Annotated in this window: 11 protein-coding genes; 7 read left to right on the plus strand and 4 right to left on the minus strand. The window is 29.8% G+C overall.

Features of this window, described 5'->3' with window-relative positions:
- Positions 1–34 precede the first annotated feature (34 nt).
- The 3 genes from ACR0P1_RS06120 to ACR0P1_RS06130 all read left to right on the plus strand — a co-directional run bounded on the left by ACR0P1_RS06120 (position 35) and on the right by ACR0P1_RS06130 (position 3,290).
- Positions 35–1,315 carry a Mur ligase family protein gene (locus tag ACR0P1_RS06120; RefSeq protein ID WP_432645530.1) on the plus strand — a complete coding sequence of 427 codons (1,281 nt, stop codon included), beginning with the start codon at positions 35–37 and terminating at the stop codon, positions 1,313–1,315.
- A 107-nt stretch (positions 1,316–1,422) separates the two neighbouring features.
- The gene (locus tag ACR0P1_RS06125; RefSeq protein ID WP_432645521.1) at positions 1,423–2,610 is read left to right on the plus strand and encodes a hypothetical protein; all 1,188 of its coding nucleotides are present in this window, start codon (positions 1,423–1,425) and stop codon (positions 2,608–2,610) included.
- Positions 2,611–2,636: 26 nt separating this feature from the next.
- Positions 2,637–3,290 carry a nucleotidyltransferase family protein gene (locus ACR0P1_RS06130; RefSeq protein ID WP_432645522.1) on the plus strand — a complete coding sequence of 218 codons (654 nt, stop codon included), beginning with the start codon at positions 2,637–2,639 and terminating at the stop codon, positions 3,288–3,290.
- On the opposite strand, the gene ACR0P1_RS06135 is transcribed toward ACR0P1_RS06130, so the two are convergent.
- The 3 genes from ACR0P1_RS06135 to ACR0P1_RS06145 are packed head-to-tail and all read right to left on the minus strand — an operon-like array spanning position 3,282 to position 7,667.
- Complete coding sequence (locus ACR0P1_RS06135; RefSeq protein ID WP_432645531.1) at positions 3,282–3,956, minus strand: DUF169 domain-containing protein; 675 nt, start codon at positions 3,954–3,956, stop codon at positions 3,282–3,284. The two genes, ACR0P1_RS06130 and ACR0P1_RS06135, sit on opposite strands and share 9 nt — an antisense overlap.
- A 25-nt stretch (positions 3,957–3,981) precedes the next feature.
- A complete protein-coding gene (locus tag ACR0P1_RS06140; RefSeq protein ID WP_432645523.1) occupies positions 3,982–5,217 on the minus strand; it encodes a PD-(D/E)XK nuclease family protein in 1,236 nt (411 codons plus the stop codon).
- Positions 5,218–5,228: 11 nt separating this feature from the next.
- Complete coding sequence (locus ACR0P1_RS06145; RefSeq protein ID WP_432645524.1) at positions 5,229–7,667, minus strand: UvrD-helicase domain-containing protein; 2,439 nt, start codon at positions 7,665–7,667, stop codon at positions 5,229–5,231.
- Positions 7,668–7,935: 268 nt separating this feature from the next.
- Here ACR0P1_RS06145 and ACR0P1_RS06150 point away from each other — a divergent pair, with 268 nt between their 5' ends.
- Positions 7,936–10,797, plus strand: a complete 2,862-nt coding sequence (locus tag ACR0P1_RS06150; RefSeq protein ID WP_432645525.1) for a DEAD/DEAH box helicase — start codon at positions 7,936–7,938, stop codon at positions 10,795–10,797.
- Between the two features lie 5 nt (positions 10,798–10,802).
- Here ACR0P1_RS06150 and ACR0P1_RS06155 read toward each other — a convergent pair whose 3' ends face one another.
- Positions 10,803–11,942, minus strand: a complete 1,140-nt coding sequence (locus ACR0P1_RS06155; RefSeq protein WP_432645526.1) for an aldo/keto reductase — start codon at positions 11,940–11,942, stop codon at positions 10,803–10,805.
- A 169-nt stretch (positions 11,943–12,111) separates the two neighbouring features.
- On the opposite strand from ACR0P1_RS06155, the gene hypA reads away from it, so the two are divergent.
- From hypA to ACR0P1_RS06170, 3 genes are read left to right on the plus strand one after another with little or no spacing between them, the layout of a single operon-like run.
- Positions 12,112–12,489 (plus strand): hydrogenase maturation nickel metallochaperone HypA, encoded by a 378-nt coding sequence (hypA, locus tag ACR0P1_RS06160; RefSeq protein WP_432645527.1) that lies wholly within the window; start codon positions 12,112–12,114, stop codon positions 12,487–12,489.
- Between the two features lie 18 nt (positions 12,490–12,507).
- The gene (gene hypB, locus ACR0P1_RS06165) at positions 12,508–13,158 is read left to right on the plus strand and encodes a hydrogenase nickel incorporation protein HypB (RefSeq protein ID WP_432645528.1); all 651 of its coding nucleotides are present in this window, start codon (positions 12,508–12,510) and stop codon (positions 13,156–13,158) included.
- An 18-nt stretch (positions 13,159–13,176) separates the two neighbouring features.
- Complete coding sequence (locus ACR0P1_RS06170; protein ID WP_432645529.1) at positions 13,177–14,208, plus strand: DUF354 domain-containing protein; 1,032 nt, start codon at positions 13,177–13,179, stop codon at positions 14,206–14,208.
- The last annotated feature ends 24 nt before the right edge of the window (positions 14,209–14,232 follow it).

Genomic DNA, 14,232 nt, shown 5'->3' on the forward strand with positions numbered 1-14,232 from the left:
AAGTATAACTATTTATTTTAAGGAATTATTTTTTATGAAAGCAGCAGTAATAGGATTAGGTGTAGAAGGAAAAAAGGCAGTTAACTCTCTTTTAAATCATGGATGGGAAGTCTATGCTACTGATTTAAATATTAATGTTGATTTATCAGGTTTGAATTTACCAAATTTATCATTTGATGTAATTGATGAAGCTCAGACCATTTCGATTGTTGGGGAGGGTATAAATATTGATTTAGGATTTACCAATCCTTATGATATTGATCAATGTGATGCGATTGCAATTAGTCCCAGTATGTTTGGAGGAGAATTTGCAACAAAATTATTAAAAAATTCAGCATTATTAAGTGATGTTGTAGATAACCATAAAAAAATGTTTACAATTGGGATTACCGGAACTAATGGTAAAACAACTACTGTGCATATGATAAAAGAGATATTGGAAAATGCTGGCAAAAAAGTTTTAGTTGGTGGAAATGGTGGCGGTGGTTTTTCAGGTTATTATGACTTAATTCTTGAGGCAAATGATGGGGATTATGATATATTGCTTGTTGAAGTATGTGATATGACTCTTGATTTCTGTAAATATTGCTTTGATTTTGATATGATTGGTCTTACTAATATTGGTAATGATCATATGGACGTTCATAAAACCATTGCTAATTATAAAGATTCTCTTGTTAATTTTTTTGAAGGAAAAACTGTATTTACAGCTTTTAATCAAGATTTTAATGGTGATTTTAAGGAATCTAGTGATAAAAACATCCCTTACTTTGAATACCAGGATGAGTTAAAACTATTTGGTAAATTTAATTTACTTAATGCAGGTCTTGCAACAGCCATAGCAAGAGAATTGAAAATACCAAAAGAAATTATTAAATCAACACTTTCTGAATTTAATGCCATTGAAGGTAGATTGGATGTTTATAAGATTAATGATGCATCAGTATATGTTGGAAAAACTGATAATTCCGATGCATTAGCTTCTATTTTATCTGAAAAAGATTTCTATGCAATATTTATTGGTACTCCACGCCATAATGAAATTCACAGATTGGACATTTTAGATGTTGCTGTTGAATATAATCCTGAAGTTATTGTTTTGTTCCCTGGACTTGATGATACTTTAGATATGGCAATTTATAGATTAAATTCTCTTGGTTATATGGGAAATATCCTTACGGTTAACTCTCTTGATGAGATTATTGGACTCGTTGCCGAGTATTCGCATGAAGATGCAATATTAATAGGTGGTAATGGTCAAGATACAATTATTAATATACAAGAAAGAATTAAATTAATTTCTGAAAATTTATAAAGAATTAAGTGGTTAATAATAATCTTTTTATATTATATTAACTAATATTATAATATTGTTATTTGCATAAAAATTAACTTTTATTATATTAGTAAGGTGTGTATTAAATGAGTAGTGGTTGGAGAAAAATATCAATTACAATATGTTTGGTATTAATTGTTTTAAGTATATTATTTGTTGCTTTTAGTGTGGCAACAGACACCCAGTATACTGCTCAATCGATTGCAGATGAATATGATCTTCCCATTGGACAGTCCATGTTTGAAAATCAATCAATTTTAGGTCAACGAGATCCAATTAGAGTGCCATTATTATCAAATATTGAATTTTTACTTCATGAAATTGCAACATTTGATATTCAAGGTTTATTAATAACCATGACTACTGGTTGGGTTCCATTTGATTTTTCAACCATATCTGGAGAAGGTATAGATTCATATGGTAATGTGGTTGATGTTGAGGGTCCTGGATTTTTAACATATGAAGGAGATAAACTAGCTGTAAAATCACCAGATAATTATGTATGGGGATACAGTACTCCATATAAATGGTTAGTTAAAACAGATAAGGGCGTAGATGTTGTAGAGAATGGAACTGTAATTAAATCTGTTCCGGAAAGTGAAATTAAAAATTTAGATTATCACAATGATTATTATAATGTTTCTACAATCCAAAGTTGGTATAACTATGATGCCCAGGAAGGATCTACATTTACTTTAGAAAAAGGAATGAAATCATTCTCCGATGGAAGAAATAATATTGCTGCTGCTGATGTGCCTGTAATTTTTGGTCAAGACGTTGTTGACTATGCATCAGAATATCCTACTGGTTCACCTATTCTTCTGTACTCTGGAAATTATACTGAAGAAGATGGTGAAGTCTATGGAACTTCTTTGGGTTCTCATGCACAGTATGGTGATTCAATTAGGGAAATAAATGCAAGACAATTTGTGGATGCATGGAATGGAACTGTAATTCCTCCTAATTCAACTTCAAGTGGTAAAGATTATGTATACTTCGAATCTGCTGTCGACCCATCTGCTCCTGGAGGAAGTGCGGCCCATGGTGTATGTCCATCTGCTAGAGCTTTAAGAGCAGCAGTTACTGCTGAAGGTTTTGATTTACCTGTTGGTATGAGCTGGGAAGAAGATGCTGTTTTATTTGGTTTCAATCCAGCACAGGATATTGTAGTAACAAACAATCATGATTATCCTGTATTAATTAAAATGTGGACTGAAGGTGAAGGTACTGGAATGGGTATTTATGCTCAAATTGTAAGATATATTCCAGAATAAGGAATTTATCTTTTTTTTCTTTTTTTATGTCAATCTCAACTATTATTACTGCAGCTGGAAAAAACTCCAGAATGAGAAAAGATCAAATTTCTCGGAATATTGAGTTAAAAAATAAGCTTATTCTACCCTTTAAAGATAAAACTGTTATAGAGACAACTATTGATAATGCATTATCTGCAGATATAGATGAATGTATTGTAGTACTTGGCCACTATGCTAGTGAAATAAAAGAAGCTATTTTTGATAATTATAAAGACTCTGTTAAATTCATAACTAATAGTCCTATTGATGTAGGTTTATCAGTATCACTTTACAATGGATTGTCGAATATTGATTCTGAGTTTGCATTATGTATTACAGCAGACCAACCGACAGTGTCAACTGAAACATTTAACCGCATGATTGAAGTAAGTAATAATTCAGATGATCCTTATCATACAATATCTATTTTAAGAAGGAAAAAAACTGGGTTATTGGATACTGCTGAAGGATTGGGTATGCCTTTTGTAGCACCACGACTAAATTTGATGAAATACTTAGAAAATGAGGATGATAATTTAAATCCGATTTTAAGAAAAATTTTTGCTGATGGATATATATTTTATGGAGTAAAAGAAAAAAATAAAAAAGAATTATTAAATATTAACCATTATGATGATTATTTAGCGCTTTTAGATTGAATCTAAACCAGAAATAACTTCTTCGATTTTAGCTTTACTAATACCTACAGTCATTTCATTATCTTTGATATCTGCTGCTTTTCTTGAACCATCACAACCTAAGGTGAAATTAATACCATCTGTGATGTATGGGTTTGCAAATGCATCTCCACATAATGATTGGATACCTGCAAAGGAAGGTTCAATTTTTGCACCTGATTTATAGACAATAGATTGTGCAAGTTTCATTCCGCCAACTGGTTCGGTTATGATTTGAATAACATCTGCTTCAAAGTTTGCTTCATCTAAAGGAGCATAAATCATTCCCCAGTGTATATCTTTAACGACGGAAAGTTCTGCAGTTAGTTTTTTAGCGGTTTCTAAATCTTGGAATCTTCCTAATGAGAAATATTTTTCACCATTTGCTAATTTTTCAGGCATATCTCTAAGTCCGATTGCACCTGCTCCACCTAAACATAACTGTTGGTCAATTGTGGAGTAAAAAGTGTTTCCAAGAGAAGCTTTTCTAACCATTTCACAATGTCTAATTTTTTCATCTATTAAATTGATGCCTTCCGGTAAGTCATCTTCAGTTTTTATTAACTTCATAGCAACAGGTTTTGCATCAAGTTTAATTTTACTTTCAATGGTTTCACAATATTTTTTGTTAGTTTCCAAATTACTCATTATAATCGCCGATAGTATTTTTGTATTATGGAATTTTAAAGTCTTTTGTTTTAACATTGTTATTTTTACAGAAAGTTTTAAAATCACAAGCGCTGCAGGTTCTTTCATCAGAATCCCCTTTCCATGCGTCTTGAATTTTACATCCATTCATCTCTTTAATTAATGATTCTTCAATGTTGAAAACGACATTATCAAATTTTGAAAGTGCCTTTTCTCTTTCACTTTCATCAACATTAATGATTCTAATTGACCTATCTATTTTAAAGCTATCACTTAGTTCAGGAGCTTTGTCATCTTCTTGCCAGTTATTAATCAACTCTATATCTTCATCATATTCATATCCGACATCAGTTAATCCGCTGTTTAATTCTTCTTTAATCAAAACTAAATCTTCTTTTGATGGAACTAATTCATTTAAATAAAAAATAATTCCAGCAATTATTGGTTTAGATGATTTTTGTTCTGATCTAAGCCAGGAATAGGTTAATATTTGTTGTTTATGAGTTTCCCATTTATTTTCAACTTTGGGATTAGTGACTTTCTCTGGTGGTCTTTTCATTCCTTTATAATCAATAATAATTTCATATTCATCATTGCTATCGAATTTCGCAAGCCTTTTTTGGAAATTTTCATCTTTTTTTAAGTATTCTAAAATTTTATTGTTATAGTTATCAAGAGTACTTTGTTCAAGTGTTTTATTGATTTTAACAGATGATGAAACATCTACTACCCCATTGATTCCGTAGTAATTTGATCTGCTTCTATTTTTATCATAATTGGGCATATTGCGTATACCTTTTATAAGATGTTCGGATGAATCAATTAATGGAAATAAATCTTTTCCCCAAATGTTTATTGCTTTTTCTGCTCTAGCACTGGCTAATTTCTTATGGTCATGTTCATTTAAATCATCAATGGTTAATTCTTTATCTGTTTGATTATGAATGCTGAAAAATAAATCTTCATCAAATGGATAAAGACCTCTAATCTGTAATCTTAAATCAATTAAATCTTCAATTGGTCTAATATCTTTTTTCCAGTCCCATGGAAATTTTGTACCATATTGTTTCCATTGTATGTAAGCTTCTTCGATAACACCATGAATAAATTCTCCAAACCATCTTTGAACAGGTTTGGATGGAGGTAATGTTCCTTTGTTTTGGTATCTGTATTGTAAATTACAGGTTAAGTAGGACAATAAGTCGCCGGTCACACTGTATTCCGGAATCATGTATGATTTTGACCTTGATGGTAATTTCACATTATCACTTCCTAAATTAAATAGATTTCATTAAATCCAATATACTTTTCATCCCTGCTCCATCCAAGAGCAACATTCGGGATGTCAAAGTGGTCATTCTTTTTATTGTATCCTTCAATAGCAGGATTTAAACCAACTAAAAGTAATACTTTTTCAGCTCTTGAAAATGCAACAAAGTATAATCTTGTTAAATCATCAAATGATTTATCTTTTTCTCCTCTTTTATTTTGTCCAAGTTTGCTGTATTGTCTTATTCTGTTTTCAAGTGTTAATTCTTCTTTAATTAATTTTGGGAATCTTAATTTTTGAGTTCTAACATCATTTTTTTTAAATCTGGAACCTACATCTACGATAACTAATGGGAATTCTAATCCTTTGGATTGATGAATTGATAATACATTAATTCTGTTATCCGGTAATGTTTCAAGTAATGACTCATCAATTTTAATCCCTCCAGTGGATAAAGGAATGAAAATATTCCAGATTGCCTCAAGAATTGATTCTCTTTCTTCTTTTGGATTTTTAAATGAAATGTTTGAATGATAATCATTAAAAAATCCAGTTTGTGTAATTGATTGGGTAATTGCTTCCAAATATACAATACCTTCCACATCTTCTTGTAATTCATCGATCCAAGTTATTATCTTATATGCAAGTTCCATTAGACTTGCAGTTTTTGGCCATTCTTTATGTCCCCTTGGCTTTCTAAGTTGCCAATAAGTAACAAATTGAGATAATGTAATAGGTTCATGAGGTTCAGGATTTAGTTTAATGAAATCATTAGCTTTTATCCTCCAGCGCCTCATGTTGTGAATTGCTAATTTAGGTATGGTTTTATCAGATTTTTGTATAGTGCTTTCTGGATCAATACATTCAAGAATCAAACCACAGAAAACACCAACAACATCAATATCTTGAAGTTCAATTCCTCTAGGATTAAATACTTCAATTGGTTGTCTTAATTTTTTGAGATTTTTCCTTAGATAATGTAAGAATGAACGGTTTCCATAGTATGATTCTTTAGGAGAATATGATAAAATTGCAATATCTGATGCTGAACCATAGTCACTATCTAATTTAAGGGTTATATTTTTAATTTCACGCCCAGCTTTTATATTTTCTTCTTTAATTTGCTGTAATTTTGCAATATCAATTGCACCATTTACTTTTTCATAGTATTCTTTATTTAAGACTTGTAAAACTTTTATTTTGGCTTCACCTTTGTTTACAAGTTGATTAATTAATCTTGCTAAATCTTTTGCAAGCATTTCTGGATTGTTTCTAAACATTCCTAAAATTGGCATTTTGTCGTTATCGAAATCGGGAGCAATGATTTTAGGTTTATTTTCAACTCTTGCTTTTTGATATTCTCTATCCAATTCAGCAAATTGATTGCAATGTTCGATTATATTTTCTGTTGAGCGATAATTTGTCCTTAAATTTATCTCTTCAACATCAATACCTAATTTTTGCTTAATACGTTTCTGATAATTGGTAAACAAATCAACGGTTGCTCCTCTAAACCTGTAAAGTGATTGATCATCATCACCTACAACAGTTATGTTACCATTATTTGCAAGAGCATAATAGGCAATTGTAAAGTAGATATCTTCTTGAAGCAAATTTGTGTCTTGATATTCGTCAATTAAAACAATTTTAATTTCATCTAATAATGTTTTTAATTCATTATTTTTTAACTTTTTAAGAAATTCTGCTTCAAGCATTGTAAAATCAATTATATTTTTGTTTTGAAGTTTATTTTCATATTGTTTTATACAGTCAAAGGCGATTCGTGCTCCACTATCTTTTTGTGTTTTATTGTATAGTTTATTAAAATCAACTTCATCATAATAGATTCTATTTTTCATTTCAATAAGAATTTCACTCATCTTAGAGGGTTCTTCAATTTTTTCTCTGCCACTTACCTCTTTGAGATATTCCACTAAATCTTTATTGAGATATTTTTCATCTTCAATAAGGATTTTTATCATTGCAGAATTAGCTACAAATCCTTCAATAACGATGGATTGATTTTCACCGGGTTTTTTATATTCTCTAATTAATTCTTCAGCAATACTGTCTGTTGTACCGATTATTATCTGATTGAAATCAATTGATGTAATTTTTGCAATGGTATCAAAGTCATTGTTATTGTTTAGAAGATAACTTTTAATCATATCTCCCCAACCAAGTATTCTAGAATACAATTCATCAGCAGCCTTTCTTGTAAATGTTGTAGCTATTATTTCATTAGGTTTAATATCATCTACAAAAAGGTATTTTAATATTTTTAGCACCATTACTGTTGTTTTTCCAGAACCAGGTCCTGCAACAAGAAATAATGATTTATTACATGGAGCTAATATTGCATTCTTTTGGTCTTCATTTGAAGAAATATCTCTTTCAAGTATATTCACAACTATATCTTCAAATTCTTCATATGAAATCATATTTTCCCTCAAAATTTAGTATAGTTTAATGTATGTAGATATCATATTAATAAAATAATGTAAAGAGCATTTGAAAAGTAGTAATGGATAATTAAGATAAACTTTAATAATTTTAAAAACAGATTATAATTGGGGATTAACTTTCCCATAATATGCATATAAATAAGTTAGAAACTAGTTTTCTAACTTACTATTTTTAAAAACACGAATTATTTAAATATTAATTTAATTTAAAATATAATTATTAATTTTAATTTTAGCGGATATTATGGTTGATGTAGACAATATTGACATGTTCAAAAATGATGTTAGGTATAGGGAAAATATTGCTCATATTGAAACAATTCCTGCTAAAAAAGCTAGTTATAAGAAAGTTGATAATTTAAACGAGAGTATTGTCAATTATTTAGATTCTAAAGATGCAAAGTTATATAAACATCAAGCGGATACATATGAATGCATTAAAAATGGTGAAAATGTAATTATTACAACACCAACAGCATCAGGGAAAACTTTAGCTTTTAATTTACCTATAATGGAGACCATGATTGAGGATAATGATGCTACTGCTCTTTATATTTATCCTGCAAAAGCTTTGTCTAATGATCAATTACATGTTTTAGAAAATCTTGAAAAAGAGTTAGGTATAACCATTAATCCCAGAACTTATGATGGAGACACTCCAAGAAGTCAAAAGAGAGGAATTCGTGAAAAATCAAGGATTGTCCTAACAAATCCATATCAACTACATTTGATATTATCATGGCATCATCAATGGTCCAGATTTTATAAAAATCTTAGATATATTGTAATTGATGAATCTCATTATTATAAAGGAGTATTTGGTTCTAATGTTGCATTCTTAATTAAAAGATTAAAAAGAATAGCGAATTTTTATGGATCATATCCTCAATTTATATTGTCCTCTGCAACCCTTGCTAATCCTTTGGAATTAGCTAATAGATTAACTGGACAGGATTTTATATTGATTGATGAAGATACTTCACCTAGTGGGGAAAAAGATTTTATTTTATATAATCCTTTTCAAAATTATGTTAGGGGTAAAAGTCATACTCAAAATGCACCATCTGTGCATATGGCAACTGAAAATATTTTCATGTATCTGATGTTAAAGGATATACAAACATTATGCTTTACAGTTTCAAGGAAAACCACAGAATTAATTGCAATGTGGGCTAAAAAAGATATGGAAAAAGTGAAAGGAAAATTAGCTCATAGAATTGCAGCATATAGGGCAGGATATAGGCCTGAAGAGAGACGTGAAATTGAAGACGGCCTTAAAAGCAGAAAATATTTGGGTGTTACATGTACAAACGCATTGGAACTTGGAATTAATATAGGTTCACTTGATGCGGTCATTATTTCTGGTTATCCTGGCACTATGATTTCTACTTGGCAGCAATCTGGAAGGGCAGGTAGAAGTAATCAAAAATCAATTGCAATATTGGTCGCCTTTGAAAATCAATTAGATCAGTATTTTATGAATAATCCAAAATTTTTCTTTGATAAGCCTCATGAGAATGCTATTATTGATTTAAATAATCCAATATTACAAGAAGCTCATTTATTATGTGCTGCAAAGGAATTACCACTTAAGCGTGGTGAATCAGAAAAATACTTCGGTATATCCCAGGATGTTATTGATAAGTTGGTCTCTAAAAATGATTTATATGAAAACCATCGTGGGGACTTTATGTATCCATATGATGATAATCCTGCAATGGATCATTCATTGGACCAAATTTCTTCTGAAGAATTTAAGGTAATGGTTAATGGAATGCTTTTGGAGACAATGGAAAGGTCTCAAGTTTATAGGGAAGCTCATGAAGGAGCTATTTTAATCAATAAAGGAAATACATATGTAGTGGATAACATTAATCTTAAAAGAGGCTATGTAAACGTTTCTAAAAAGAATGTGGAATACCATACGGTGGTTTTGAATAAAACTGAGACTAAAATTAAGAAGAAATTATCAAAAACAAAATATGGTGATTTAACAATTCACTTTGGGGAGTTAACAGTAAGTGAAGATTATTTTAAATATAAAAAAATGCACTTTTCAAAGCCAATAAAAACATTTTCACTTGATTTACCTCCGTTAAAGTTCAATACAAAGGGATTATGGTTTACAATTCCAAAAGAAGTTAAAGATGACTTAAAAGATATGTTTCCAAACGATGAGGAAGTTTTTGAGGGAGGTCTTCATGGTGTAGAACATGCTTTAATTGGTTTATTCCCGCTTCATACTATGTGTGATAGATTTGATATTGGTGGCCTTTCAACTAATTATCATGAAGACACTCAGGAAGCCACAATTTTCATCTATGATGGTTATGATGGTGGAATTGGAATTACTGAAAAAGCAGTGGATGTTTTTGTTGACCTTTTAAATTCCACAATCGACTTATTAACTAATTGTAATTGTAAAGATGGTTGCCCTGCATGTATTTATTCTCCTAAATGTGGAAATGATAATAAACCACTCCATAAAGGAGCAACTAAATATATACTGGAATACATGAAAAAATTAATTTCTAATAGTGATGGTCAAAAAGAAGAAATCATTGATACTCAATCAAGTGTTGAAGAGATGGATCAATTCAGCGAGGCATATAAATTATATGAAGCTGGAGATTATTCTTCTTCAAAGGATATTTTAAATAATATTATCTCAAATAATAAAAAGGATGTTAAAGCACTAGCTTTAATGGCTAGAATATTATATGATCAAGATCAAAAAGATATTGCATTATATTTCACTAAAAAAGCATTGTCTATTGATAAATCAAATGAAATGGCTAGTGATTTGGAAGTATTATTAACCAACAAACCTAAAAAAAGTGATGCTAAATTTTCTTCTCTTGATGATGTTGAAACATTATTTGAAGAGGCATATGATTTATATGAACAAGGTGATTTGGAAGCTTCTTTGGATATTTTAGAGAAATTGCTTGATTTTGATAATAAAAATTCTGAAGCATTAGCATTAATGGGATTAATACATTATCATTCAGGATATTTCCCAAAAGCAGTTGAGTATTATAGAAAAGCTATAAAAATAAATAAAAATGGAGAAATGGTTAAAGAATTAAAAATAAGGGTTTCTTAAGTTAATCATACATATGGTGAGAAACCTTCTTTGAAGTGTTCAACCACTTTCTCTAATTCATCTGGAATATCTATTTTTTGAGTGCAATAATCAATACATGTTCCACAATATGTACAATCTTCTGCTGAAACTTTTTCATTTACCAATTTATCATAATATAATTTGTATATATTGGATTCTGGTTGATTTTTACTAGTGTTGTATAAATTGAAATATTCTTGAATAGGAATCTTTTCAGAACATGCATCAATACAATATCCGCATTCGCTACAAGGAACTGCAAGGTTATCTGAAAGTTTTTTTGCCATTTTTTCTAAAAATTCATTTTCTGTATCACTTAACGGTTCAAAATTTTCATAGGTATTGCAGTTATCATGTAAATCTTCCATTTTACTCATACCACTTAATACCATTTTCACGTTTTCAAGTGATGCACAGAATCTTATTGCAAAATTAGCAATTGATTTATCAGGATTGAACTGTTTAAAATCATTCTTGATTTCATCATTAGGATTTACGATAACTCCACCTTTTAGTGGTTCCATTACATAAACATCAAGTCCGTGCTCTACACATAAATCATAACATTTATGAGCTTCAATGGATGGGTCTTCCCAGTCAAGATAATTAAGTTCTAGTTGAACTACATCAAGAATATCTCCGTATTCATCAAGAACTTCTTTCAATAAATCTGATTTTTCATGAAAACTGAAACCAATTTGGTGTGCAACACCATTTTCTTTCATTTTTTTAACATATTCGAATGTATTGGTTTCTTTTGCATTTTTATACCACGGAGTATTGATATTATGTATAAGGAATACATCAAAATAATCAACTCCAAGTCTTTCAAGCATTTCATTTACGAATTTATTGTTGTCTTCTTTGCTAGTTAATGCCCAAGTAGGCATTTTATCACAAATTTTAAAGGATTCACGAGGGTATCTTTCAACTACTGCTTTTCTAATAGCAACTTCACTTGCACCATTATGATAAGCATAGGAAGTATCAAAATAATTAAATCCTTTTTTCATATAAATATCTACCATTTCGTTGAATAATTCCTGATTGATTGAAGATGGATCGTTTTCATCGGTTAAGGGTAGCCTCATGCATCCAAATCCAAATTTAGTTTTATATGTCATAATAATATCTCCATTAATATTACTTAATTTTATGATTAGTTGTATATTAATGTTGCGACACTCAACATTAATTTAAATTTAAGTATTACTTCACTATTATTTAAATATTAAATACTTTTATTAATTAACAAAACCATAATTTAATTATTAATGTTTAAGGAGTAGTAAAATGCATGAATTATCTATGGCTCAGGGTATTATAAATGCAGTGTTAGATACTGCAAAAGAGAATAATGCTACTGAAGTTAACGAAGTTACAATTGAAGTTGGTAGATTAGCTATGATTAATCCAGAGCAGCTACAGTTCATTTTAGGTGTTTTGATTGAAAATACAATTATGGAAGATGCAGAAATTAATTTTGAAGAAATTCCAGTTGAAATGAAATGTTTTGATTGTGATTTCCATGGTAATGCTATACTTGATGATAGTGATCACTATGCACCACTTGTTAAATGTCCTAAATGTGATAGTCTTAAAGTTGATATATTGAATGGAAAAGACATTATTGTTAAAAATATGGTTATTGAAAAACCTGATGACTCTTAAATTTAAGGAGGTAATAATATGCACCAAGTTGCTGATGTAGAAGTTGCAAAGAATATTATGGATGCTAATAAAAGATTAGCTGATAAAAATTTAAAAAATTTAGAAGATAAAGATATCTTCTGTGTTGATTTTGTTGGAGCAATTGGATCTGGTAAAACAACATTAATAGAAGAAATTATTGATAATACTGATTATAAAATTGGAGTTCTTGCTGGAGATGTAATCTCAAAATTTGATGCAGGACGTATAGAAAAACACAATGTACCTGTTGTTGGATTAAACACAGGTAAAGAATGTCATTTAGATGCACATTTAGTTGGTCATGGGCTTGGAGATTTACCGTTAGATGACTTAGACATGGTTATCATTGAAAATGTAGGTAACTTAATTTGTCCTGTTGATTTTGAATTAGGTTCTCATCTAAGGATTGTTGTTGTAAGTGTTACTGAAGGTGACGACACAGTAGAAAAACACCCAATTATTTTCCAAACATCTGATGTTGTTGTAATTAACAAAGTTGACTTAGCTGATGCAGTTGGAGCTGATGCTGATAAGATGGTTGAAGATGCTAAAAAACTAAATCCTAATATTAAAATTATTAAATCCAGCTTAAAAGAAGGCAAAGGATTAGATGAAATCATTGCAGCTATTGAAGATGCTATGAATTAGGTTAATTTCGGTGGTTTTATGAAAGTATGGATAGATATTTCAAATGCGCCTCATGTTAGGTTTTTTAAGGATGTTATTAAATATTTGGAAGCGGAAGGTGAGGATGTAATTGTTACAGCAAGGCAATTTGGTGATATCCATAAACTAATGGAAATGTATGACATTGATTTCATATCTGTTGGTAAGCATGGTGCAAATTTATATGACAAATTAAAAGAAAGTACTTCAAGAGTTTATAATCTTGTTGATATTATTCATGGTGAAAAGGTGGATGTTGCCCTTAGCAAGCATTCTATTGAACTTCCAAGAATCAGTTTTGGTTTAGGAATTCCAAGTTTATATGTTCTTGATAATGAACATGCATTAGCGGCTAATAAATTAACTCTTCCTTTATGTGATAGAATTATTACACCAAAAATTATTGATATGTGGAAATTAATGAAATTTGGTGCAGATCCAAATACAATAATCTCCTATAATGGAACCTCCGAATTAATGCATTTTAAAGATTTTAAATATAATGATAATATCTTCGATGATTTAAATCTTAATTTAACTCATCCAAAGACTATTTTAATGAGGCCAGAACCGTCACTTGCATCTTATTTGGATGCTGATTGTAGAAAATCAGTTTTATCCCCAATTGTTGATGAATTAAAAGATGTGGCTAACATTTTAATTCTTCCAAGATTTAAGGAACAAGCTGAGATTTTTGAAGGAATTGAAGGTGTTTCCATTTTAAAACCTCCTGTTGATACTTCAAATATTATTAAAAAATGTGATTTAGTTATTGGTGCTGGAGGTACAATGAATAGGGAAGCAGCAATCTTGCAAACTCCAGTTATTTCTTGTTATCCTGGTGAAACATTATCTGTTGATCAATATTACATTGATAAAGGTTTAATGTTTAGGTCTCATGATACCGATGAAGTAATTCATAAAGCTTTGGAATTTATAGTCAATCCTCATGAAAAGATTGAGGTTAAAACTGATGATTTATTCCAGATTATTATAGATAATTTATATGATTTAGGTAAGAATGGTAAATAGTTATTTATAATACAAATTTTAAAT

Source organism: Methanobrevibacter sp. (genome assembly GCF_050872065.1).
Classification (GTDB): Archaea; Methanobacteriota; Methanobacteria; order Methanobacteriales; family Methanobacteriaceae; genus Methanocatella.